Annotated in this window: 24 protein-coding genes; 5 read left to right on the top strand and 19 right to left on the bottom strand. The window is 54.8% G+C overall.

Annotation, left to right across the window (positions count from 1 at the left end):
• Positions 1-218 precede the first annotated feature (218 nt).
• Entirely contained in the window at positions 219-890 is a 672-nt protein-coding gene (locus ACQG03_RS01620; RefSeq protein WP_063163878.1) for a glutathione S-transferase family protein, read from the bottom strand.
• A gap of 353 nt (positions 891-1243) precedes the next feature.
• Positions 1244-1702 carry a redox-sensitive transcriptional activator SoxR gene (gene soxR, locus ACQG03_RS01615; protein WP_003860275.1) on the bottom strand — a complete coding sequence of 153 codons (459 nt, stop codon included), beginning with the start codon at positions 1700-1702 and terminating at the stop codon, positions 1244-1246.
• Positions 1703-1800: 98 nt separating this feature from the next.
• Here soxR and soxS point away from each other — a divergent pair, with 98 nt between their 5' ends.
• Positions 1801-2127: a superoxide response transcriptional regulator SoxS gene (gene soxS / locus ACQG03_RS01610; protein ID WP_003860277.1), complete on the top strand. Its 327-nt coding sequence runs from the start codon at positions 1801-1803 to the stop codon at positions 2125-2127.
• 6 nt (positions 2128-2133) lie between these two features.
• On the opposite strand, the gene ACQG03_RS01605 is transcribed toward soxS, so the two are convergent.
• Both ACQG03_RS01605 and ACQG03_RS01600 read right to left on the bottom strand, forming a co-directional pair.
• Positions 2134-3699: an EAL domain-containing protein gene (locus tag ACQG03_RS01605; protein ID WP_063163879.1), complete on the bottom strand. Its 1566-nt coding sequence runs from the start codon at positions 3697-3699 to the stop codon at positions 2134-2136.
• A 265-nt stretch (positions 3700-3964) separates the two neighbouring features.
• The gene (locus ACQG03_RS01600) at positions 3965-5365 is read right to left on the bottom strand and encodes a sensor domain-containing diguanylate cyclase (RefSeq protein WP_063163880.1); all 1401 of its coding nucleotides are present in this window, start codon (positions 5363-5365) and stop codon (positions 3965-3967) included.
• Between the two features lie 441 nt (positions 5366-5806).
• Between ACQG03_RS01600 and ACQG03_RS01595 the strand changes: the two genes are divergently transcribed.
• On the top strand, positions 5807-6088 hold the full coding sequence (locus tag ACQG03_RS01595; protein ID WP_022646751.1) for a YjcB family protein: 282 nt from the start codon (positions 5807-5809) through the stop codon (positions 6086-6088).
• A gap of 61 nt (positions 6089-6149) precedes the next feature.
• Here ACQG03_RS01595 and ssb1 read toward each other — a convergent pair whose 3' ends face one another.
• Positions 6150-6674: a single-stranded DNA-binding protein SSB1 gene (gene ssb1 / locus ACQG03_RS01590; protein ID WP_003860284.1), complete on the bottom strand. Its 525-nt coding sequence runs from the start codon at positions 6672-6674 to the stop codon at positions 6150-6152.
• 251 nt (positions 6675-6925) lie between these two features.
• On the opposite strand from ssb1, the gene uvrA reads away from it, so the two are divergent.
• Positions 6926-9748: an excinuclease ABC subunit UvrA gene (uvrA, locus tag ACQG03_RS01585; protein ID WP_003860287.1), complete on the top strand. Its 2823-nt coding sequence runs from the start codon at positions 6926-6928 to the stop codon at positions 9746-9748.
• Between the two features lie 3 nt (positions 9749-9751).
• Here the strand turns inward: uvrA and ACQG03_RS01580 are convergent, their stop codons facing one another.
• The 8 genes from ACQG03_RS01580 to dnaB form a co-directional block, all read right to left on the bottom strand.
• Positions 9752-10105, bottom strand: coding sequence for an MmcQ/YjbR family DNA-binding protein (locus ACQG03_RS01580; protein WP_063163881.1), 354 nt, complete (start codon positions 10103-10105; stop codon positions 9752-9754).
• A 2-nt stretch (positions 10106-10107) separates the two neighbouring features.
• Positions 10108-10524 (bottom strand): secondary thiamine-phosphate synthase enzyme YjbQ, encoded by a 417-nt coding sequence (locus ACQG03_RS01575; protein WP_038415073.1) that lies wholly within the window; start codon positions 10522-10524, stop codon positions 10108-10110.
• A gap of 112 nt (positions 10525-10636) precedes the next feature.
• On the bottom strand, positions 10637-11350 hold the full coding sequence (aphA, locus tag ACQG03_RS01570; protein ID WP_063163882.1) for an acid phosphatase AphA: 714 nt from the start codon (positions 11348-11350) through the stop codon (positions 10637-10639).
• A gap of 258 nt (positions 11351-11608) precedes the next feature.
• The gene (gene tyrB / locus ACQG03_RS01565; RefSeq protein ID WP_022646748.1) at positions 11609-12802 is read right to left on the bottom strand and encodes an aromatic amino acid transaminase; all 1194 of its coding nucleotides are present in this window, start codon (positions 12800-12802) and stop codon (positions 11609-11611) included.
• 71 nt (positions 12803-12873) lie between these two features.
• Positions 12874-13887 carry an AAA family ATPase gene (locus ACQG03_RS01560; RefSeq protein ID WP_038415072.1) on the bottom strand — a complete coding sequence of 338 codons (1014 nt, stop codon included), beginning with the start codon at positions 13885-13887 and terminating at the stop codon, positions 12874-12876.
• Positions 13884-14441 carry a nicotinamide riboside transporter PnuC gene (pnuC, locus tag ACQG03_RS01555; protein WP_063163883.1) on the bottom strand — a complete coding sequence of 186 codons (558 nt, stop codon included), beginning with the start codon at positions 14439-14441 and terminating at the stop codon, positions 13884-13886. The genes ACQG03_RS01560 and pnuC overlap by 4 nt, the downstream gene beginning before the upstream one ends.
• Before the next feature lie 21 nt (positions 14442-14462).
• Positions 14463-15542: an alanine racemase gene (alr, locus tag ACQG03_RS01550; protein WP_063163884.1), complete on the bottom strand. Its 1080-nt coding sequence runs from the start codon at positions 15540-15542 to the stop codon at positions 14463-14465.
• A 16-nt stretch (positions 15543-15558) separates the two neighbouring features.
• Positions 15559-16971, bottom strand: a complete 1413-nt coding sequence (gene dnaB / locus ACQG03_RS01545) for a replicative DNA helicase (RefSeq protein WP_003860298.1) — start codon at positions 16969-16971, stop codon at positions 15559-15561.
• Between the two features lie 66 nt (positions 16972-17037).
• Here dnaB and ACQG03_RS01540 point away from each other — a divergent pair, with 66 nt between their 5' ends.
• On the top strand, positions 17038-18021 hold the full coding sequence (locus tag ACQG03_RS01540; RefSeq protein ID WP_063163885.1) for a quinone oxidoreductase: 984 nt from the start codon (positions 17038-17040) through the stop codon (positions 18019-18021).
• A 185-nt stretch (positions 18022-18206) separates the two neighbouring features.
• Here ACQG03_RS01540 and pspG read toward each other — a convergent pair whose 3' ends face one another.
• The 4 genes from pspG to ACQG03_RS01520 all read right to left on the bottom strand — a co-directional run bounded on the left by pspG (position 18207) and on the right by ACQG03_RS01520 (position 21631).
• Positions 18207-18449, bottom strand: a complete 243-nt coding sequence (pspG, locus tag ACQG03_RS01535; RefSeq protein WP_023299092.1) for an envelope stress response protein PspG — start codon at positions 18447-18449, stop codon at positions 18207-18209.
• 136 nt (positions 18450-18585) lie between these two features.
• Complete coding sequence (gene dusA / locus ACQG03_RS01530; protein ID WP_426726063.1) at positions 18586-19581, bottom strand: tRNA dihydrouridine(20/20a) synthase DusA; 996 nt, start codon at positions 19579-19581, stop codon at positions 18586-18588.
• A gap of 82 nt (positions 19582-19663) precedes the next feature.
• A complete protein-coding gene (gene traF / locus ACQG03_RS01525; RefSeq protein ID WP_152811457.1) occupies positions 19664-20950 on the bottom strand; it encodes a conjugal transfer protein TraF in 1287 nt (428 codons plus the stop codon).
• Between the two features lie 192 nt (positions 20951-21142).
• A complete protein-coding gene (locus ACQG03_RS01520) occupies positions 21143-21631 on the bottom strand; it encodes a cupin domain-containing protein (RefSeq protein WP_022646741.1) in 489 nt (162 codons plus the stop codon).
• A 117-nt stretch (positions 21632-21748) separates the two neighbouring features.
• Between ACQG03_RS01520 and zur the strand changes: the two genes are divergently transcribed.
• The gene (zur, locus tag ACQG03_RS01515) at positions 21749-22261 is read left to right on the top strand and encodes a zinc uptake transcriptional repressor Zur (protein ID WP_006810484.1); all 513 of its coding nucleotides are present in this window, start codon (positions 21749-21751) and stop codon (positions 22259-22261) included.
• Between the two features lie 47 nt (positions 22262-22308).
• Here zur and ACQG03_RS01510 read toward each other — a convergent pair whose 3' ends face one another.
• Together ACQG03_RS01510 and dinF are read right to left on the bottom strand one after the other, a co-directional pair.
• A complete protein-coding gene (locus tag ACQG03_RS01510; protein ID WP_003860314.1) occupies positions 22309-22518 on the bottom strand; it encodes a CsbD family protein in 210 nt (69 codons plus the stop codon).
• A 119-nt stretch (positions 22519-22637) separates the two neighbouring features.
• Positions 22638-23975, bottom strand: a complete 1338-nt coding sequence (dinF, locus tag ACQG03_RS01505; protein WP_063163886.1) for an MATE family efflux transporter DinF — start codon at positions 23973-23975, stop codon at positions 22638-22640.
• Positions 23976-24005 lie beyond the last annotated feature (30 nt).

Raw genomic sequence — 24005 nt, 5'->3', positions numbered from 1 at the left:
TGTGCTGCGTTTGCGACGAAAGGGGCGTCACAAAAAAAGCAAACGTTTAGCTCCGCGCTTACAAAACGGGTGGTCAAATGTAGGCAAACGATTATCTAGCCTAATACCCGCCCTTTTCAACTGAACTTTCTCGTTTTTCGCTAAAATTGCCTCATGACGATGAAGAATTAAGCAGAGGATGCGCAAACGTTATCGTCCATGCGCAATTTCGTTACATTTCATCCCCCGCCGGGTATCGTCAGCGGGCCGCCTTTCGCAAGCGTTGTCTGCCAGCCCGGACGTGCCTCCACTCTCTGTTTCCACGCCGCTATGTGGTCGAGATTGTCGATGCCGCCTCTCGCCAGCAGGGCGAAGAGGGGAAAACTCATCTGGATGTCCGCCATGGTCAGCGTGTCGCCGGCAAACCAGCTGTTTTCGGCAAGATGATCGTTAATAAAGCGCGCATGCGTTTCCAGCTGGCGGTTGAGATACGCTTTTTGCACCCCCTGCCCCAGCGCCTTACCCAGCGTGCGCAGGCCAAACGGGACGGGGGGTTTGCCGAGGCTGTTAAATACCAGCTTCATTAACAGCAGCGGCATCAAAGATCCTTCGGCGTAATGCAGCCAGAAGCGATACTGCACTTTATGGGCGGGATCTAACGGTTTGAATCGTGACGCCGAATCGTACGTTTCCTGAAGATATTCCAGAATCGCGCCTGATTCAGCCAGAACCAGTCCGTTATCTTCCAGTACCGGGGATTTTCCCAGCGGATGCACTTTTTTGAGCGCTTCTGGTGCGAGCATGGTTTTTTCGCGCTGGTAGCGCACAATCTCATATGTCAGACCCAGCTCTTCCAGCGCCCAGAGGACGCGATGGGAACGAGACTGGTTAAGGTGGTGGACCGTTAGCATGATGTTCTCCGGTGATTCATACTTTTTAACTATAGAAAACTGAACAACTTCACGAAAAAAATTCGGCTAAAATCTCATCATCTCCGGTGGCAAAAACGGCGGCCGGGCATAGAATTAAAGTGTCAGTACAAACCGGAACCTCCTCCACAAGCTCGACACGAGGAGTACTGATGTCGGGGGAAACCCTCCCGTGAGCCAGCGGGATAGAGAGAAAGACAAAGACCGGAAAAAACTAAAGCGCCCTTAGTGGCGCTTTAGTTCTTTATGCTTGTTGCCGGGTGGCGGCTGCGCCTTACCCGGCCTACAAAACCGAGAGCGTAGGCCGGGTAAGCGAAGCACCCGGCAAACACCTTTCAATCCTCCTCCAGCAACCGCGCCCCTGTTCCCTGCTCGCCCAACCTGTCACCCGGGTTACGCAGCGGACAATCGCTACGTGATAAACACCCGCAACCAATGCAGCCATCCAGTTCATCGCGCAGGGCCACCAGCGTGTGAATACGACGATCCAGTTCTTCTCGCCACTGGGACGACAGCTGCTTCCACTCTTTCGCGCTCAGCGAGTGTCCTTCCGGCAATACGCCGAACGCGTCGCCGATGGTAGCCAGGGGGATGCCGATACGTTGCGCAATTTTGATAATCGCCACGTAGCGGAGCACATCGCGGGTATAGCGCCGCTGGTTTCCGGCGTTACGGATACTTTTTATTAACCCTTTGCTTTCATAGAAGTGGAGCGCCGACACCGCCACGCCGCTTCGTTTCGCCACTTCACCGGGGGTTAACAGCGCTTTGATGCGCGGTAATCTCTTTTCCATAAAACCTCTTTACCTCAAGTTAACTTGAGGAATTATACTCCCCCGCAGAGAAAACGACGAATCAACCAGGACAGATGTCTCCACAGAGGGGTAACCTTATGTCGCATCAGCAAATTATTCAGACGCTTATTGAATGGATTGATGAACATATCGACCAGCCGTTGAACATTGATGTGGTCGCTAAGAAGTCGGGCTATTCGAAATGGTATTTACAGAGAATGTTCCGCACCGTAATGCATCAAACGCTGGGTGACTACATTCGCCAGCGCAGGCTCCTGCTGGCGGCGCAGGCGTTACGCTCAACGCAGCGGCCCATTTTTGATATCGCAATGGATCTGGGCTATGTGTCGCAGCAGACCTTTTCCCGCGTCTTCCGCCGCGAGTTTGACCGTACGCCGAGCGACTACCGCCATCAGCTCAATTAATGCGTGTTAACGCAAGGGTTGCTGCTGCCAGGCCATAAATGCCTGGGGCGGCATCGCTTTCGCGAAGTGCCATCCCTGACAATACTGCACGCCACGCTTCAGCAGCCAGCTCACCTGCTCCCCCGTCTCGACCCCTTCCGCAATGGTTTTCAGCCGCAGGCTTTGCGCCATCTCAATGATGTGCTCGGCAATCAGGTGGCTGGTGCTGTTGGTGGTTAAGGTATCGATAAAAGATTTGTCGATTTTCAGGATATCGACGTTCAGCGAATAGAGGTTATGCAGGTTAGAGTAGCCGGTTCCGAAATCATCAATCGCCACTTCATACCCCGCCTGGCGAAACGCCTGAATGACCGGCGTGGTTTTCGGCACGTCAATAAACCCCCGCTCCGTCACCTCAATTTTTATTTGCTGCGCGCGAACCGAGTAAAAGCGGGCTTTGTCGGAGATCAGGGCGATAAGACGCGAAGAGTGAAAATCTGACGCCGACAGGTTAATCGAGACATACAGATCGGGGTGAGCGGCAAGAAAATGGCCCAGATCGGTGAACACCTCCTCCACGACGTAATCCGTAATGCGCTCAATCATCCCCTCTTTTTCGGCCAGGGGAATAAATTCCGCCGGGCTCATAACCTGACCGTTGAATCCTGGCCAGCGCAACAACGCCTCTGCTCCCACGCACTGGTTATTTTTTATATCAATAATGGGCTGATAATGGACGCACAGCTGGCGTTTATTCAGCGCCCGGTGCAGAAGTCGGCCAGGCGAATTGAATTCACGGTGTGTTCGCGACCACACCAGCAAAATAATAATGCTGCAAATCATCCCCAGCGGTAGCGTCAGAGTAGCCTGATGATAAAGCGTTTTATAAAAACGGGCATTGGACGTTGAAACAATAGCCGCAATGGGACGCTGCTCAGATTTCACGATCGTATAAAAACGGTCGCCTTTCTGAAAAGTCGTTTCCTGATGTCGGAGCATCGAATGCAATAACGAAATATCGGTTTTCTGGCTAACAGAAAAGAATGCATTGCTGACGGTGTCATACACTCCCCACGACAGGGAACGATCGTCTGACATCACCTCACTGTACGAAAGCGGGTTGACCACTGCGACATAATTTCCGCGCTGCATATATATCATTTTATAACCATTAAAAAATGGCGTATCGCGAAAATAATAGATAGCAACGTCGGGTTTACGTGTGTAATTGGCAGCGGGGATGATGTAAGGATGATCCGGCGTAAAAAGGGTCGAGCAGAGAAAGTCCTGGCCTTCAGCATAAATTAAATCGGCAACAAAAAGGCGACCGCGGGAAACGTTCAACATATATTGACGATGCTCCGGCGTACACACTTTACCCTGATATTTTTCCGCGTCTTCCCGGGCAATATCAACCTGTTGAATAACCCGTTCAGTTTTGTTTAAAGCAAGTTCAGCAAACGTGCGCAGCTGAGCGCTGATTTCCGACACGGCTCTAAGCTGGGCAAACCATAGCGCAAGCATCACCGGCAGCATAACTACCATGATAATCCCGACCGCTTTGAGCATTTTGCGCCGCGCGCTACGATTCATTTCCCGCTCTGTATCCCTGCATGTTGTACGCCTGTAGCAATGAAGACCGGCTGCTTTGATAAACAGGTGATTACGTTGCATGAATCATGGGAAGTTAGCAACTGACTTTTGGTATTAAAAATCCTAAAATTCGTGATGCCGATAATATTTTCCCGTAAGCCAAACTAAAAGTATTCATTTCGTTTCTGATAAGGATAATAATTACCCGCGACAGGTGTGGAAAATTCGTTGGCTGAAATAGCCTGCTCTTTGTTCTTATGCTGATTTATAAATAATCAGACGCCAGAACCGTTTTTCCTCTTCCCGTACGCTTGGCGTCATATAATGCCTTATCAGCACGCATCAGTATGGCAGAAGTATCCCGTTGCCCCTGACAGACTTCAACCACCCCGGCGCTGAAAGAGAGTACCAGCGTTTTATCGCCCACACGCAGCGGTTTTGAGATCAGCGCGGCACGCAGCCGGGAAGAGAGCAACGTAGCGGCCATACCATCCGTACGCGCCAGCAGAAGAACAAACTCTTCGCCCCCTACCCGTCCCAGTGCTGACCCGGCCGGGCTCACTTCGCGAATACGGTCGCAAAAGTGAATCAATGCCGCATCGCCAACCTGATGTCCCCACCGATCGTTGATCTGCTTGAAATAATCGAGATCGAACATCAGGAGACAGAAATGGCTACTGACATCCTGCGGCGAACTGGCTGCCAGCGCCATTTTGAGCCGCTGTAAAATTGTCGAGCGATTCAGACAGCCCGTCAGATCGTCCGTGGTGGCTTTGACGGTCAGCTGCTGTTCTGCTTTTTTACGTTCGGTGATATCGAGGCCAATATTGAGAATGGAGTTATCCGGTAAAAGGATGTTTGACCAGAGGATGGTTAACGGCGTCCCGTCTTTACGCACCGGGTGCCATTCGTACATATCCTTAAGTGGTGCGAAACGAACCGACTCCTGCACGCGCTGTCGCTCCTCGGGATCCGGGTAAAACAGGGCCAGCGGATCGGGGTGCTCGCCGATTTCAGTCATACTCCAGCCAAAGACTTTTTCGCATTCGGCGTTCCACAATACACACCGGTTATGCCTGTCAAAGGCGTTCATCAATACCGGAGCACGTTCAAATAAAGTTTTATATTGCGTGACGACGCGCTGCATCTCTTGCGCTGTTTTTTCCCGCACGATGATGTCATCAAAATAATCTTTTAGCTTCTCGACCAATACCACCACGATATTTTTCAATATCGGCAACGAGGTCAGTTTTTCATTAAAAGCCAAAAAGAAATAACCACTGCACTGTCTGCCATGCGCTGAGAGTTTACACAGCACGCCGCTTTGCAGCCGCGCATAGCCCGGGTGCTGAGGGGAAAATACCGCCCGGCCAATATGCTCTTTCCAGTAGATAACGCGCCAGGCGCGGTGATGCCGTTGCAACAGGGTGCTGGCAAGAAAATCCGCCACGTTGAAGGCGTGACACGTCACGTCGCCGGCACAAACCACGCGCGGCCCGTCTGCGGATTCGACACTGACCCACGAGAGGTTTGCCCCCAGTGCGCTGTTGATGATTTCCAGCATTTCAACCGGCGAACCCTGCGCGTTGAGTTGTGGCATCAGCTTCGCCAGGGCGTGCAGAGCCTGCATGCTGTCGTTAATAATCTCGCGTCTTTTTTCTTTCATTATCTTTTCGCAGGTCATTAATCGAGAGAGCAACCGCAATAACTCATATCTGAATAAAAGAATAAGACCACGAAATCAAAGAGTATGCTGAGTGTTAAAAAAGAATAAAAATCCAAAAAAAACCAAATAATTCAATGTGATGAATTATTTTTGCGGGTACATTTATTGTTCCACACAAGCATAATCCATAGACATACTGCTGTAAACGCTATACAGCCGAGGGTGTTTTGCAAAGGTTTTGCTATCTGAATGAATTAAAAATAAAAATTCCGGCTAAGCGCCGATCTGAGCGAGTACGATATATTTTACCCGGTTATAAACCCACTTTTACCTCATACGATACTGGCGAATAAAACAGCAAATGTGATATAGTTCACACATCTTATGTAACGAGAAACATTGTTTCATTCCAGTTCGTCTGTTTTGTCGAGGATGGGTTTTATGGCAACCATTACCACCAGCATGGTGCTCCTGCGCTGGCCGTTGTTGAGCGCGGTTTTGATGTTCCTGGCCAGCACGTTAAACATTCAGTTCCGAAAGTCCGACTACGCAGGTCTTGCTGTGATTAGCACCCTGTTAGGGTTGGGTGCCGCATGCTGGTTCGCGACAGGTTTGCTCGGCATTACGCTGGTGGATATGGCCGCCGTCTGGGAAAACATTAAAGTGGTGATGGTTGAAGCCATGAGCCACACTCCGCCAGACTGGCCGATGGTGATTACCTGATAGCCTGTTATAAAAAAACCCAGACATTGTCTGGGTTTTTTGTGTTTCACGCGCCTGGATATCAGAACGGGATATCGTCGTCGAAGTCCATTGGCGGTTCGTTAGACGGTGCCGGAGCAGACTGCTGCTGAGGACGAGACTGCGCGCCGCCGCTGAACTGATTGCCGCCCTGAGGCTGTTGAGGCTGACCCCAACCGCCCTGCTGCTGGCCGCCACCTGCCGGTGCGCCACCGCCCTGACGACCACCCAGCATCTGCATGGTGCCGCCTACGTTGACCACCACTTCCGTGGTGTATTTTTCCTGACCGGATTGATCGGTCCATTTGCGGGTACGCAGCTGGCCTTCGATATAGACCTGAGAACCCTTACGCAGATACTCACCGGCCACTTCAGCCAGTTTGCCAAACAGCACAACGCGGTGCCATTCGGTCTGCTCTTTCATTTCACCGGTCGCTTTATCACGCCAGGATTCGGAAGTAGCCAGCGTAATGTTGGCAACTGCGCCACCACTCGGCATGTAGCGTACTTCCGGGTCCTGGCCCAGATTACCGACGAGAATCACCTTGTTTACGCCTCTGCTGGCCATGTTCGTGTCTCCTGAATACGTTTCTTAATAGTGTAAACGCGCGAGTGTACCATTTCCATGCGACACTTTGATAGTTGCGTAGCATGTTCCAGAGTTCTCTCGCGGACTCGACATTGTTACACAGTGAATCAGAAAATGCCTTCCAATACTGTATATTCAAACAGGTCATTTTGTGTCATAATTAGCCGTTTCTGACAGCCGTTTGTCCTTCAAACAAATCAGGCAATCCGTGTTCCAACCGGGAAAGGTGAATGGATAAGATCGAAGTTCGGGGCGCCCGCACCCACAATCTCAAGAATATCAACCTCATAATCCCTCGCGACAAACTCATCGTCGTGACCGGGCTTTCGGGGTCTGGCAAATCCTCACTGGCTTTCGACACTTTGTATGCCGAAGGACAGCGTCGTTACGTTGAATCGCTCTCGGCGTACGCGCGTCAGTTCCTGTCGCTGATGGAAAAACCGGATGTCGACCACATTGAAGGGTTGTCTCCTGCTATCTCCATTGAGCAGAAATCCACATCGCATAACCCGCGTTCTACGGTCGGTACCATTACCGAAATCCATGACTACCTGCGTCTGCTGTATGCGCGCGTGGGCGAGCCGCGTTGTCCGGATCATGACGTTCCGCTGGCGGCCCAGACCGTCAGCCAGATGGTGGATAACGTGCTGTCTCAGCCGGAAGGCAAACGCCTGATGCTGCTGGCGCCAATCATTAAAGAGCGTAAGGGTGAACACACCAAAACGCTGGAAAACCTGGCAAGCCAGGGCTATATCCGCGCCCGTATCGATGGCGAAGTGTGTGACCTGTCCGATCCGCCAAAGCTGGAGCTGCAAAAGAAACACACCATCGAAGTGGTGATTGACCGCTTTAAGGTACGTGAAGATCTGGCGACGCGTCTGGCGGAATCCTTTGAAACGGCGCTGGAACTGTCGGGCGGCACGGCGGTGGTGTCAGACATGGACGATGCGAAAGCGGAAGAGCTGCTCTTCTCCGCCAACTTCGCCTGCCCGATTTGCGGCTACAGCATGCGCGAGCTGGAACCGCGCCTGTTCTCGTTCAACAACCCAGCGGGCGCGTGCCCGACCTGTGACGGCCTCGGCGTTCAGCAATATTTCGACCCGGACCGCGTGATCCAGAACCCGGAGCTGTCGCTGGCGGGTGGCGCCATTCGCGGCTGGGATAAGCGTAATTTTTACTACTTCCAGATGCTGAAATCGCTGGCAGAGCACTATAAGTTCGACGTTGAAGCCCCGTGGGCCAGCCTGAGCGCGAACGTACATAAAGTGATCCTGTTCGGTTCCGGCAAAGAGAACATCGAGTTCAAGTACATGAACGATCGCGGTGACACTTCCGTGCGTCGCCACCCGTTCGAAGGGGTGCTGCACAACATGGAGCGCCGCTACAAAGAGACCGAATCCAGCGCGGTGCGCGAGGAGCTGGCGAAGTTCATCAGCAACCGCTCCTGCGCCACCTGCGAGGGTACACGTCTGCGTCGCGAAGCGCGTCACGTGTTTGTCGAAAACACGGCGCTGCCGACCATCTCAGACATGAGCATCGGCCACGCGATGGACTTCTTCAACAACCTGAAGCTCTCCGGCCAGCGCGCGAAAATCGCCGAAAAAGTGCTGAAAGAGATCGGCGATCGCCTCAAGTTCCTCGTGAACGTCGGCCTGAACTACCTGACGCTTTCCCGATCGGCTGAAACGCTCTCCGGCGGTGAAGCCCAGCGTATCCGTCTGGCGAGCCAGATTGGTGCGGGCTTAGTCGGCGTGATGTACGTGCTGGATGAGCCGTCTATCGGCCTGCACCAGCGCGACAACGAACGCCTGCTCGGCACGCTGGTTCACCTGCGTAACCTTGGTAACACGGTGATTGTGGTTGAGCACGACGAAGACGCCATTCGCGCCGCAGACCACGTGATCGACATCGGCCCGGGCGCTGGCGTGCACGGCGGACAGGTGGTGGCAGAAGGGACGCTGAAAGACATTATGGCGGTGCCCGAGTCGCTGACCGGCCAGTACATGAGCGGCAAGCGCAAAATTGAAGTGCCAAAACAGCGCGTGGCGGCGAACCCGGAAAAAGTGCTGAAGCTAACCGGGGCGCGCGGCAACAACCTGAAAGACGTGACCCTGACGCTGCCTGTCGGGCTGTTTACCTGCATCACCGGCGTGTCCGGTTCCGGTAAATCGACGCTGATCAACGATACGCTGTTCCCGATTGCGCAGACGGCGCTGAACGGCGCGACGCTGGCCGAGCCTGCACCGTACCGCGACATTCAGGGGCTGGAGCATTTCGACAAGGTTATCGATATCGATCAGAGCCCGATTGGCCGCACCCCACGTTCCAACCCGGCGACCTATACTGGCGTCTTTACGCCCGTCCGTGAACTCTTCGCGGGTGTACCGGAAGCGCGTTCGCGCGGCTACACGCCAGGACGTTTCAGCTTTAACGTGCGCGGCGGCCGCTGTGAAGCGTGCCAGGGCGACGGCGTAATCAAGGTTGAGATGCACTTCCTGCCGGATATCTACGTGCCGTGCGACCAGTGTAAAGGCAAGCGCTATAACCGCGAAACGCTGGAGATTAAGTACAAAGGCAAGACCATCCACGAAGTGCTAGATATGACCATCGAAGAGGCACGCGAGTTCTTTGACGCCGTCCCTGCGCTGGCGCGTAAGCTGCAAACCCTCATGGATGTGGGTCTGACCTATATTCGTCTGGGGCAGTCAGCGACAACGCTGTCCGGCGGTGAAGCGCAGCGCGTGAAGCTGGCGCGTGAGCTGTCCAAACGCGGTACCGGTCAGACGCTGTACATTCTGGACGAGCCGACCACCGGCCTGCATTTTGCGGATATCCAGCAGCTGCTGGACGTGCTGCACCAGCTGCGCGATCAGGGCAACACCATCGTGGTGATTGAGCACAACCTGGACGTGATTAAAACCGCGGACTGGATTGTCGATCTCGGCCCGGAAGGCGGCAGCGGCGGCGGTGAAATCCTCGTCTCCGGTACGCCAGAGACCGTTGCAGAGTGCGAAGCCTCGCACACCGCGCGCTTCCTCAAACCGTTGCTGTAATCGTTACACGGAGAGCTGCTGTCGGATCGTTTCCGGCAGCAGTTCTACCGCCTGTTGATACGACGCATCTACCAGGTAGTAAATTTGCGAATCTGGCAGCGAGCCGTCGAGAAACACCGTACTCCAGTGTGCTTTATTCAGATGCTTGCTTGGCCTGACATCATCGTGCTGCTGGCGCAGTAAGTCGGCCAGTTCAGGACTGGTTTTCAGCGATGCCGCAAGACGTCCCTCAACCTCTTTTACCATCGCGAACAACACATCACCCACTTTGATCTGCGTGGCTTTCCAGTCGCTGTGAACGCTCTGTTCTGCGCCCGGCTTGCTCATGCAGTACTGAAGTATCTCCGAAATTGTCATCTTTATTCCCCTTGTAGCGTTGCGATAATTTTACGCGAACCACCGTGAATGCGATGTTCTCCCAGCCAGATCCCCTGCCACGTTCCCAGCAGCAGCCGTCCGTTGTGGACCGGCAGCATCAACGAGACCCCCAGCAAAGAGGATTTGATGTGCGAAGGCATATCATCCGCCCCCTCGTAATCATGGTCATACGGGGCGTTATCCGGGACGGTTTTCAGAAAATACCGCTCCATGTCAGACCGGACGGTGGGATCGCAATTTTCATTGAGCGTGAGAGAAGCAGACGTGTGCTGAAGCAGCAGATGCAGCAAACCCGTTTTGACGCGCGGCAGGTCGCGGATTTGCCCGATGACTTCGTCCGTCACCAGGTGAAATCCGCGTGGTTTTGCGCTTAAGGTCAGGGTCTGTTGATACCACATGTGCTGCTCCGTGTTGAAAGATGAATCTTTCTAAGTGTGCAGCAAGAAAGCGAAAGGTAAAACCCGCGCGGCGAGATTTGCTTAAAAAAGCATTCACCCCGCCGTTAATGCATCAGTATTCGGAGTTAACGATCACCTCTTCGCCAAATTTACCGGCCATTGGCAGCGGTCGGTAGGTGGAGTTCGAGGCGCGTAACACCCGGATGCCTCTTGCTCCCACGTCGTGCGCCGCGGTGATGTCGTTATCTGAATCACCGTAGAACACCTTGATATTTTTCTTTTCCAGCCACTGGGTTTTGGTGTTTTGCCCTTCCTGGTCCCCGGCAAAAATGACCGGATTCATGCTGGCAGCCGGGATCAGAAAATCATCCTGTAGCGTTTTCGAGACGGTTTCGGTTTTGGTCTGGCTACGTCCTGTCACGAAGTAAATGCTGTCGCCGCGCTTTACGTGCATGGCGATCAGCGCGCGGGCAACCTCTTTCGGGATACTGAACTCATCCCAGCCGTTGTTCATCTTTTCCCAGAATTCCGGTTTTTTCAGATAGGCTTCGCTCTCAGGGGAGTACGTTTTTTTGCCGCGCCAGAAACCGGGACTGGAGAAGAGAACGGTATCGTCAATATCGAAGCCCACGGCCATCGGCGGGCGACCCGTCAGGCTATTTTCGATTTGTGCCACTGAAACCCAGTGAATGGGTGCCTGTTCGGCAAGAATGGCGGCGGTGGTGCCGGTGTAAAGCGGCGTGGGTGCAGAAGCCCGCGCAACAACGGTACTATTAAGCGAGAACAATAAGCAGGCGGCGCTGAGCGCCAGTGTGATCTTGCGCATATTTTCCCCTGAATATTCAGTTTGTTATCTTGTTATTTTGAGCGGATGGTCAAAAACTATCCGACCATAACCCCAGCGGGAGGGGAAGAAAAGGAGTTTTTGCTTATGAAGCTGAATAAAAAGAAGACGATCACAAAGTGTGGATGAGTGATGTAGGCCCGGTAAGGCGCAGCCGCCACCGGGCAAGATTTTCTGCGGCCTGATGCCCTCACCCCAGCCCTCTCCCACAGGGAGAGGGAGATAATAAGTAGTGAGTACTTACATCACAGCTGCAAACGCCTGCGCCACGCGCTGGACGTTGCCGGCATTCAGCCCCGCCACACACATACGGCCGCTGGCGATCAGGTAGACACCGAACTCTTCGCGCAGGCGATCGACCTGCGCTGCGCTCAGTCCGGTATAGCTGAACATCCCGCGCTGCTTGAGAAGATAATCAAAGTTATGTCCAGGCACGGCCTCTTTCAGAACGTTAACCAGCTCCTGACGCATCGACAGGATGCGCTTACGCATGCCTTCCACTTCCGCAAGCCAGGTGGCTTTCAGCTGATCATCGCCCAGTACGGTCGCGACCACCTGCGCACCAAAATTCGGCGGGCTGGAGTAAATACGGCGGACCGTCGCTTTCAGCTGACCGAGTACGCGTCCCGCGGCTTCGGCGTCTTCACACACCACGGACAGACCGCCGACGCGCTCGCCGTAGAGGGAGAAGATTTTTGAGAAAGAGTTGCTGACCAGCGCAGGCAGACCCGCGCTGGCAATCGCGCGAATGGCGTAGGCGTCCTCCTCCATGCCCGCCCCAAAGCCCTGATAGGCGATGTCGAGGAACGGGATCAGGTTACGCGCCTTCAGTACCTCGATCACCGCATCCCACTGGGCATTGGTGAGGTCCGCACCGGTCGGGTTATGGCAGCACGGATGCAGCAATACGATACTGCGCTCCGGCAGGGTGTTCAGTTTTTCCAGCAGCGCATCAACGCGTACGCCGTTGGTTTCGCTGTCGAACCATGGATAGGTCGCAACCTTAAAGCCCGCGCCTTCAAAGATGGCCACGTGGTTTTCCCACGTCGGGTCGCTGACCCACACGCCGGAATCCGGGAAGTACTTTTTCAGGAAATCTGCGCCTACCTTCAGCGCACCCGAGCCACCCAGCGTCTGGATAGTCGCCACGCGCTTTTGCGCGAGCACCGCGTGATCCGCACCAAACAGCAGCGGCGCAATGGTATTACGGTAGGTATTTAACCCTTCCATCGGCAGATAAAGCGAAGCCCCGTGCGGGGTTGCGTTAAGACGCGCTTCGGCTTCGGCAACGGCTTTCAGTTGAGGAATGATGCCGTCCTCGTTGTAATAAAGACCGATGCTGAGGTTCACTTTGTCGCTGCGAGGATCTTCTTTGAAACGCTCCATCAAGGAGAGGATAGGGTCGCCGGCGTAGGCGTCTACTTTCTGAAACACGCGATGTTCTCCGGATTGTTATGAGGCAGGATTTTCAACAATAAACCGGAAGCAGGAGAAGGTCGAGAAGGTTATGAAAACCGTTTCTGGATATGCCCACGAATTTGTTCGATACGTTCAGACGTCGACCCTGTGACGCGTAAATACGGGATGTTTCGGCGCGCCAGTTCAGCGATATACCACGACTGCTGCCTGCGGCGAAACGCCGCGCCTTGCCTGGTACCGTCCTGTACAAAGGGAAATTCATCGCCGCACAGTACAACCAGCGAGTAGTCCCGCCCGGCTAAGTCGTGCAGCGCCTGAGGCGCCGAGCCATACTGGTCGAGGGTATAAAACAGCGTGGTTAAGGGCGACGTATCACAAATCAGATAAGGCGCCGTGCTGGCTGCGTCCTCACGCCGCACCTGCTCGCGCGCAATATGCAGGAGATCGTCGCATTCCAGTACTCCGTTCTTTTCTTCCCAGTATTCGCGCCCGAACTCAGCGACATAGGGCGCGTTAAGCGCTGCTGCCAACGCCCGGGAAAGCGTGCTTTTGCCCGTCGACTCGCCGCCCAATAAGCAAATTCGAAAGACAAAACTCCGGTAAACCTCCGCCGAGAGCATCTCGCGGTAGCGATGAACATCAGAGCGAATAAGCGTGCCTGAGGGCGCATCAGGGCCCTCCGGGCGCTGAAGCCGCACGTGCGTGACCGGTTTGCCAAAACGCTGGCTTAATACGCGGGCAAAGCCATCGCCGTAATCCTCCGCAGTGAATACGGCGTCCGGTCGGCAGTGAAAGAAGCGTTCGCATAGGGTAGCCACGTAGTGTCGGTGGCGATCGGCATCTGCGTCGTTGGGCGGCGGCGGTTCAATATCATGGCCCGCCGCGATCTCTGGCGAAAACACCAGGTGACGACACCGCGGGAAACGCGTCTGTAGCCACTGAAGGCGCTTTTCAGGTTCGCACCCCGGCATTTCCGGTAGCGAATAGCTGATGATAAACACCGTCTCGCACCGGGCAAGCGCAGCGTTGATAAGCAATTCATGTCCTGCGTGTAAGGGCGCGAACTTGCCGACAATCAGACCCTCTGCGTAAGGTTTCATCGCGCGCGGATCTCCTTACGCCATTGATATAAACCGTGCCAGGCGTTAAACCAGAACACCAGATACAGAACCGCGGTCAAATGCAGGCCCCTCATCGCATACAGCGGCACGGCAAGGGTATTGACGGCAAGCCAGACGTACCAGTTCTCCAGGCGTCGGCCCATTAGCATGAACTGCGCCAGGATGCTGAAGGTTAAAATAATGGAGTCCAGCCAGGGCGCCCAGGCGTTGGTATACCGATGCAATAAAAGCCCGTACAGCGCCGCTACTGCCACGGCACAGGCCAGCAGAAGGAGAAAATGTCTGGGGCGGGTTCGCCGCACCTGCAATACCTCTCCGCGGTTTCCTTTCAGCCAGTGCACCCAACCCGTTATGCTCGTGATAATGAAAAAGAGCTGTAGGGTAACATCAGCATAGAGCTGCACTGAATAGAAGACCCAGGCGTATAGCCCGCTGCCGAGAATACCGATCCACCACGTGTTGATATTGTTTCTGGCCGCCAGCCAGACAGAGAGCGCATAGGCCAGACAAGCAGCCATTTCAGATGGTGACATATCCCTTCCCGGATACTGTGATTAGTCGACGTATTTCATCGCTACCCTTGAGGTTAGGCGCGTGATAAGTTCGTAAGCACTCACTTTTGTTATTTCAGCAATGCGCTCTACCGGCAGGCCTTCGCCCCACATCACCGCATCGTCACCCGCTTTATCCTGCGCGTCGGGTCCCAGATCGACACAAATCATGTCCATCGCCACACGGCCGACAATCTTCACTTCGCGACCATTGACCAGTACCGGCGTACCCGTTGGCGCGGCGCGCGGATAGCCGTCGCCGTAGCCCATCGCTACCACGCCAAGCCGCGTGTCGCGCTCACTCGTCCAGGTGCCGCCGTAACCTACCGGCTCCCCTGCTTTGTGCTCACGCACGGCAATCAGCTTTGAAACCAGCGACATCACCGGCTTAAAGCCGAAGTCCGGTCCCCAGGGTTTGTTCTCAAGCGGGGAAACGCCATACAGTATAATCCCCGGACGCGCCCAGTCGAAGTGCGACTGCGGCCACAGCAGAAGGCCGCCGGACGCCGCAATGGAGCGCATCCCCGGTTTGCCTTCGCAGAAGGTGGTGAAGATATCAAGCTGCTGTTCCGTTGCGCCGCATTCAGGCTCATCGGCGCGGGCAAAGTGGCTGACGATATTCACCGGCTGACGCACGTTCTTGCACTGGCACAGCCGCTGATAAAACGCTTCGGCATTCTCCGGGCGCACGCCCAGGCGGTGCATGCCCGTGTCGAGCTTCATCCACACGGTGACCGGCTCGCTCAGTTCGGCCGTTTCCAGCGCGGCCAGCTGTTCTTCGTTATGCACCGCCGTGTGCAGGTGCTGATCGGCAATGGTCGGCAGGTCCGAGGCTTCAAAAAAGCCTTCGAGGAGCAGAATCGGTTGCGTAATTCCACCTGCGCGCAGGCGGAGAGCTTCTTCGAGACGGGCGACGCCAAAAGCGTCGGCATCGGGGAGCGTTCGCGCGGTCTCAAGAAGACCGTGTCCGTAAGCGTTCGCTTTCACGACTGCAACGAGCTTACTGGTGGGCGCCAGTTCTCGCAGACGTTGCAGGTTGTGTCGCAGAGCGCGGCGGTTAATCACAACAGTTGCCGCTTGCATTTGAATTCCTTAGAAATTACTCATCATCATATTGAGGACCGGCATAGTTGTCGAAACGCGACCACTGGCCGTTAAAGGTCAGACGTACCGTACCGATGGGGCCGTTACGTTGCTTACCAATAATAATTTCGGCGATCCCTTTCAGATCGCTGTTCTCGTGATAAACCTCATCACGGTAGATGAACATGATTAAGTCGGCATCCTGCTCGATGGAGCCGGATTCACGCAGGTCGGAGTTGACCGGGCGCTTGTCTGCACGTTGTTCCAGAGAACGGTTTAGCTGCGACAGCGCCACCACCGGCACGTGCAGCTCTTTGGCTAACGCTTTGAGCGAGCGGGAAATTTCGGCAATCTCCAGCGTACGGTTGTCGGAAAGCGACGGAACGCGCATCAGCTGAAGGTAGTCGATCATGATGAGACCGATACCACCGTGTTCACGGGCGATACGGCGCGCGCGGGAGCGCACTTCCGTCGGCGTCAGGCCGGAGGAGTCATCAATATAGATGTTCCGTTTTTCCAGCAAAATCCCCATGGTGCCGGAGATCCGCGCCCAGTCCTCATCGTCGAGCTGACCGGTACGGATGCGGGTCTGATCCACGCGCGACAGGGATGCCAGAGAACGCATCATGATCTGTTCAGAGGGCATCTCAAGACTGAAGATAAGAACCGGTTTATCCTGCAACATCGCCGCGTTTTCGACGAGGTTCATCGCAAATGTCGTTTTACCCATCGACGGACGCGCCGCGACGATAATCAAATCCGATGGCTGAAGACCTGCCGTTTTCTTGTTGAGATCGTCATAACCGGTGTTCACCCCCGTCACGCCATCGTGCGGCTGCTGGAAAAGCTGCTCAATACGCGCAACGGTGGCGTCGAGCACATCGGCGATGTTTTTCGGGCCTTCGTCTTTGTTCGCACGGCTTTCGGCGATTTTAAAGACGCGGGACTCGGCAAGATCAAGTAGATCTTCGCTGGTGCGCCCCTGGGGATCGAAACCGGCCTCGGCGATCTCATTCGCCACCGAGATCATCTCGCGGACAACGGCACGTTCACGGACGATATCAGCGTAAGCGCTGATGTTCGCGGCACTTGGCGTGTTTTTTGACAGTTCTGCCAGATAGGCAAACCCGCCGACACTGTCGAGCTGTCCCAGACGCTCCAGCGATTCTGCGAGTGTAATCAGATCGATCGGGCTGCCCGACTCCTGCAAACGCGCCATTTCAGTAAAGATGTGGCGGTGCGGGCGGGTATAGAAGTCTTCCGCAACAACGCGCTCGGCGACGTCGTCCCAGCGTTCGTTATCCAGCATTAAACCGCCCAACACCGACTGTTCCGCTTCAATCGAGTGCGGCGGGACTTTTAACCCGGCGACCTGATAATCACGTTCACGGGGTTCAGTCTGTTTGTTGAAGGGTTTGTTTCCTGCCATAGTGAATGGAGTTACCGAGATAAAGAGTGGGTCGAAAGATTACCATAATTTTCTAACGGAGGGAGCATGGCAACACGCATTGAGTTCCAGAAACATGGCGGGCCAGACGTACTGCAAGCCGTGGAGTTTACCCCCACGGCACCTGGCGAGAACGAAATCCAGGTTGAAAACAAAGCAATCGGCATTAACTACATCGATACCTATATTCGCGGCGGTCTCTATCCGCCTCCGTCGATGCCGAGCGGACTGGGCACCGAGGCGGCCGGTATCGTCAGCAAAGTGGGCAGCGCGGTTAAGCACATTAAGGAAGGCGATCGCGTGGTGTACGCGCAGTCGGCGCTGGGCGCTTACAGCTCCATCCATAACGTTCCGGCCGAGAAAGCGGCGCTTTTACCAAATGCGATCGGCTTCGAGCAGGCTGCCGCCTCATTCCTGAAAGGGCTGACGGTCTATTATCTGCTGCGCAAAACCTACGAAATTAAGCCTGACGAGCAATTTCTGTTTCACGCAGCCGCAGGTGGCGTAGGGCTGATTGCCTGCCAGTGGGCGAAAGCCCTGGGGGCGAAGCTGATCGGCACCACAGGCAGCGCGCAAAAAGCGCAGCGCGCGCTGGACGCGGGCGCATGGCAGGAGATCAACTACCGGGAAGAGAGCATCGTTGAGCGGCTGAAAGAGATCACTGGCGGCAAAAAGGTACGCGTGGTGTATGACTCGGTGGGGAAAGACACCTGGGAATCTTCGCTGGACTGCCTGCAACGTCGCGGGCTGATGGTGAGCTTCGGTAACGCCTCCGGGGCTGTCACCGGCGTGAACCTGGGCATTCTGAATCAGAAAGGGTCGCTGTATGTCACCCGCCCTTCCCTGCAAGGTTACATCACTAATCGGGAAGAACTTGAGGAAGCCAGCAACGAGCTGTTCTCGCTGATCGCCAGCGGGGTGATCAAAGTGGATGTGGCAGAAGCGCAGAAATATCCGCTGACCGATGCGCAACGTGCGCATGAGGTGCTGGAGAGCCGGGCAACCCAGGGCTCAAGTCTGTTAATTCCCTGAGCCATAAAAAGAAATTGGGCTTCCCATGGGAAGCCCTTTCTTTTTTTTAGTTCGGCTGTATGTAGGGTACAGCTCGATGAATTCTTTAGCGGCAGCCATAGTGACAGATTCGATAAGTAAATCCTATTCTGTTCTAAAGATTGCTGCCGGAAAAGTTGCAGGTATGTGACGTACCCCTCAATACCTTAGTAACGGAAGCGGTTATTACGCTGATAAGTCGGCAGTTTTGGTGATTTAATCGCCCGTATGGCCCATACCATCGCAATCGCCAGAAGTAACCACGGCAAGAGTTTAATCGTCAGGGCAAATAATCCGCCGACAAACATCACCACCGTGGCCACAACGAGCGCGGCCAGAATACCGAGCAGCGACACGCCCGTGACCATCAGCATGATAAAGAAGCCAATCACAAAAAGTAGTTCCAGCATGGTGCTCTCCCACGAGTTCCCGAATGATGCTGCGATCATTACAAGAATCATGCCAAAAATAAGTTGTTGTTCTGAAAGCAAAACGCCCCGCAATGTGTTGCAGGGCGTGGCGTATTTGACCATCTTTTAGCGAAATTTAACGTTTATCCGCAACCAGACGCAGCGCGTGTTCCAGTACCTCAATATCCGCACCGGCTTTATGCGCGTTCTCGCTGAGATAACGACGCCACTGGCGCGCACCAGGAATGCCCTGGAACAGGCCAAGCATATGGCGGGTAATGTGGCCCAGATACGTACCATGAATCAGCTCGCGCTCAATGTACGGATACATGGCGCGCACTACGGCCACGGGATCGGTGTCAGCACCCTCAACGCCAAAGATTTCCCGGTCAACCGTCGCCAGAATGCCCGGATTCTGATACGCCTCGCGTCCGACCATCACGCCATCCATATGTTCGAGGTGCGCTTTGGCCTCGTCCAGCGACTTAATACCGCCATTGATCGACATGGTCAGGTGTGGGAAGTCGCGTTTCAGCTGGTACACGCGCGGGTAGTCCAGCGGCGGGATCTCGCGGTTTTCTTTCGGGCTGAGGCCTGAGAGCCAGGCTTTACGGGCGTGGATGATAAACATCTCGCATTCACCCTTCCCTGATACCGTGTTGATGAAATCACACAGAAACTCATAGCTGTCCTGGTCGTCTATGCCGATACGGGTTTTGACCGTGACCGGGATAGAGACGACGTCGCGCATCGCTTTGATGTAGTCCGCCACCAGGTGCGCATTTCCCATCAGACACGCGCCGAACATGCCGTTTTGCACACGGTCGGACGGACAACCGACGTTGAGGTTAATCTCGTCATAGCCGCGTTCTTCGGCCAGCTTCGCGCACTGCGCCAGCGCAGCCGGATCGCTGCCACCGAGTTGCAGCGCAACCGGATGCTCCTCTTCGCTGTACGCCAGATAGTCGCCTTTGCCGTGAATAATTGCGCCGGTAGTGACCATTTCGGTGTATAGCAGCGTATGGCGGGAGAGCTGACGCAGGAAATAGCGGCAATGTCTGTCCGTCCAGTCGAGCATTGGCGCAATGGAAAAACGATGTGCAGGGAAAGCGGTCTGAAATTCTGACGACATGGCGAACTTTTAAGCATCTGGTGGAAAAGGGGCGCTACTATAGCACAAAGAAAAGCCGGAGGCGCAGCGCCTCCGGTGTACTTTAGAACGTCATGCTCAACTGTGCCCCTGCGCCCCAGGTCTCGTCTTCGCCATAAAGCCCCATCAGGTCAACATGGACGGAGTTGAACGGCGCAAAACCGACACCGCCGGTAAAGACGTTGCTGTCGTTCCCTTTCATATCCGCACGATAACCGGCGCGTACTGCCAGCCAGCTCAGCGGCGTGACTTCGGCACCGACGCCAACGTACTGGGAGGTGTCTTCGCTTTTAAAGCCCTTGGTTTCGGTCAGATCGCCATCTGCGGTCAGCGTGACCAGATCGTTGTGCCAGGCGGCCCCGGCAGTGACCAGCGGACGGATCTGATAGGTGTCTTTATAACTCACCACCTCTCCTGTGCGCCCGTTGCGAATGCGGATATCTTTGGTATCGATATCGCGCGACATCAGGTTTTGCCCGCTCACGCCGACCGTCCAGTTTTCACCGAAATCAGCAGCAATACCGGCATCGACGTTGAAGCCAGTGTCGTCGGTACGGTAGCGGCTGTCGTTCCACTTATTACTGTCGTAATCGTAGATTGAGGTAGTGTAGTTATAGAGCCAGGTTTTTTGCAGCTTCGGCGTGACGCCAACGGAAACCGGAACGCCGCCAAGATCGAACTGACGGGCTACCGCAATACCGTAGTCGGACACAATCGCCGCCCGGCCAGACGCCGTAGAGTTAAGGTTTTTGGTGATCTGATCGGAACCGTTTAGCGCGGCATCCAGCGCCACACCGGCAGCCACCGCATCGCTTCGTTGTATGCCGCGCAGATAATCAATGTCCTGCTGATCGATTGAAGAGCTGACGCGGCCATGTGCATAGCCTTTGGCCATAAAGGCCACGGAAAGGACATCGTTAGGGATACTGACGGCAATCCCCGCCCCTGCGGTGGCGTGTGCGGTTTTGCCTTTCAGGTAGTCCAGCTCATCAGCGAGATCTTTCGCTGCGCCCTGGAACTGATTGATCGAACCTAATGGATCCGTGATGATATCAATGGGGGTCAGACTATCAACCACGTCCTTGTAATGATTGATTTTATCGTTAATGGTATCAATCTCGTCCTGAAGATTGTCTTCATCGGTCACCTGCACGCCAACGGACGGCAAAATGACCGTCACATCATCCTCGGGCTTAGATTTTGCCAGTAACGCGGGGTTGATTAACGCCCCGCTGCCATAGCTCCCTGCCGCGACACCCGTTCCGCCCATTGCGTCGCTACGCGCTTCCGTCCAGGTATTGGCTGCTCCCGCCTGATTTGCCATAAAAAAGGAGACAGCAATGCTAACCATCGAAAATTTAAAATGTTTTTTCACAGTGTGCTCGTAAATAGTTTGTTATTAGTTAACCCTGTCTGTTATCACCCAAACAGGAACGAACTATTGCTGTGAATAAGTACAAAAAGACCCGCTATTTCCCTAAGTTAAATTCCATCCCGGCCTGTTCTAATGTGTGACGACCATCAATATTTATAGAAGAGGAAATTATTTTCGCCCAGGTTTTCCATCGTGCGGGCCAAAAAACTGAGGCGGATGGTCTACCCAGTGGTCTTCGCGCGTCACGGCATACACCGGATTGAGGGGATAGTAGATGCGGTTATGTTTTTTATTAGCCTCACCCACCACCAGTAAGCGCACCTCTTCATCGGTGTTGTTGATAAAGGTATGGCACACCCCCGTGCCGGCAGGAAATCCCACGCTGTCTCCGGGTTCAAGCTTCCACAGATAACCATTGATCCAGGCCTCAGGGTAACCCTCCAGAACGTAAACAAACTCCTCTTCGTCGCTTTCCGCATGCGGATAAGAAGTACGGCGTCCGGGCGGCAGCCGTTCATGGTGAATACCAATGCGGCCGAGACCCAGCTTGCGGGCCAGCGGCGCGCCAATAGAAAACCGTTCATTGCTGTCCGGATACGTTGCGTCATCGGCGCCTTCCACGTCCCGCCAGTGCCGAATACAGTCAGGTCTTTTCATCATGCGATCTCCCGATTTGCGATGCGTCAGGTATAGCACAGCCCGGCGGATCTCGGTGTTTTTAGCAGAACATGATAAAGTGAGGGTTTTCACCCCTTACCACATCCGAGGTGCCCGATGGACAAGTCCACAAAAGAGCTGTTAGCGCAAGCTGAAAAGCTGTGCGCGCAACGCAATGTGCGCCTGACCCCGCAGCGCCTTGAGGTACTGCGTCTGATGAGCCTGCAACAGGGTGCCATCAGCGCCTACGATCTGCTCGATCTGCTGCGTGAAAGCGAGCCGCAGGCAAAACCGCCGACCGTTTATCGGGCGCTGGATTTTCTGCTGGAGCAAGGGTTTGTGCATAAAGTGGAATCAACAAACAGCTATGTGCTGTGCCATCTTTTTGACCAGCCAACTCACACGTCCGCCATGTTTATCTGCGATCGCTGTGGTGTGGTGAAGGAAGAGTGTGCGGAAGGTGTGGAAGATATTATGCATACGCTGGCAGCCAGAATGGGCTTTGCGCTGCGCCATAACGTGATTGAAGCCCACGGCTTATGTTCTGCCTGCGTGGAGGTGGAGTCATGCCGCCATCAGGATGCCTGTCAGCACGATCACTCTATCCTGGTGAAGAAAAAGCCGCGTTAAAGCCAAAGAAAAAGGCGGCTCAGGGCCGCCCTTGGGGATAGTGCCGGTTACCAGCGGTAGTCGTTACGGGTTTCCCAGTCTTTGACTTCGTTTTCCGCCTGATCTTTTTCGTAACCGTAGCGCTCCTGGATTTTACCTACCAGCTGATCGCGCTTACCTTCAATGACGGTCATATCGTCATCTGTCAGCTTACCCCACTGTTCTTTCGCTTTACCTTTGAATTGCTTCCAGTTGCCGCCGATTTCGTCTTTATTCATAATCGTGTCCTCGTGTTAAGCGTCTATGAGTATCGTCCGCTTCGTTCTTTTCTGCTGGACGTGATTATTATTGTAGTTAAGGATTCGGCAGTTGTTTTTATATTCGGAATCTTTAACCGTTACGATATATCGTGCGGGGCTGGAAACCAGGTATTGTTTTGCCAGTGACGACGCCAGATAACGGCCAGCGAAAGGCCACGCAGTGAGAGAAACACCGCCAGCGCGAGCCACAGACCATGATTGCCGAGATACGGCAAGGTCAGCAGCGTCAGGCCGAACCCCGCCGCAGCGACGGCCATACTGTTGCGCATCTCCGCCCCTCGCGTCGCACCAATAAACATGCCGTCCAGCAAATAGCACCACACGCCCACCACCGGTAATACTACCTGCCAGAGGATGTAGCGATCGGCCAGCTCACGTAGCGCGGGCAACGAGGTGAGAAGCGCGACAATATGCCCACCAAAACAGGCGTAAACCAGAGCAAAGACCAGCGCCACCAGACCCGCCTGACGACAGGCAGCACGCCAGACTTCGCGTAACTGGCCGCTTTCACGCGCGCCATAAGCCTGCCCTGAATGCGCCTCCACGGCGTAAGCAAAACCATCCAGCGCGTAAGCGGTAAAGGTCAGTAACGTCATGAGCACTGCGTTGACGGCGACGATCTCAGGCCCAAGACGCGCACCAAAAACGGTTAATGCGCCGAAGCAGAGTTGCAGCAGGAGCGAACGGAGCATGATGTCGCGATTGAGCGCCAGCAGCTTACGCATATTGCCGCGCCAGGCCGATTTCAGCAGATCCAGGGTGATACCGCGCATCGCCAGCACGCGCCAGACCATCCCCAAACCGATCAGCAGCGTCCCGTACTCGGCAATTGCCGTAGCCAGCGCCGCGCCCCGGACGTTCATGTGCAGTCCCATCACCAGCCAGAGATCGAGCACAATGTTAAGCAGGTTGCCCACCACCAGCAGGATCACTGGCGCGCGGGCGTACTGCACGCCCAGCAGCCAGCCCAGAAGGACCAGGTTTGCCAGTGAAGCGGGCGCGCTGAGCCAGCGAATTTCGAGGAACCGCCGGGCTTGTTCCAGTACGGCATCGCTGCCGCCTACAATATGGAGCGCAAGATCAATCAGCGGCGTACGCAACAGAACGATTAACGCGCCAGCACCGAACGCCAGAATGAGCGGCTGAACCAGCGCACGCGCCAGACGCAGGGGATCTTTTGCACCATACGCCTGGGCCGTAAGGCCTGTCGTACTCATGCGCAGAAAAAGTAGCAGCATAAAGAGGAAGCTGGTCGCCGTTGCGCCAATCGCGACGCCGCCCAGGTAAATCGGCGAATCCAGATGCCCGATTACCGCCGTATCCACCAGCCCCAGCAGAGGAACGGTAATATTGGAAAAAATCATCGGTAGCGCAAGACGCCACAACGCCTTATCGGCAGAAGTTAGCAATGCCATGGAAATTACCGGAATCAGAAAACAGGCCAG

The organism is Enterobacter cloacae complex sp. 342H5, assembly GCF_050030905.1.
Taxonomy (GTDB): Bacteria; Pseudomonadota; Gammaproteobacteria; order Enterobacterales; family Enterobacteriaceae; genus Enterobacter; species Enterobacter intestinihominis.
Note: the sequence above shows the minus strand (reverse complement) of the source record. Positions and strands in the feature narration are given on the sequence as shown.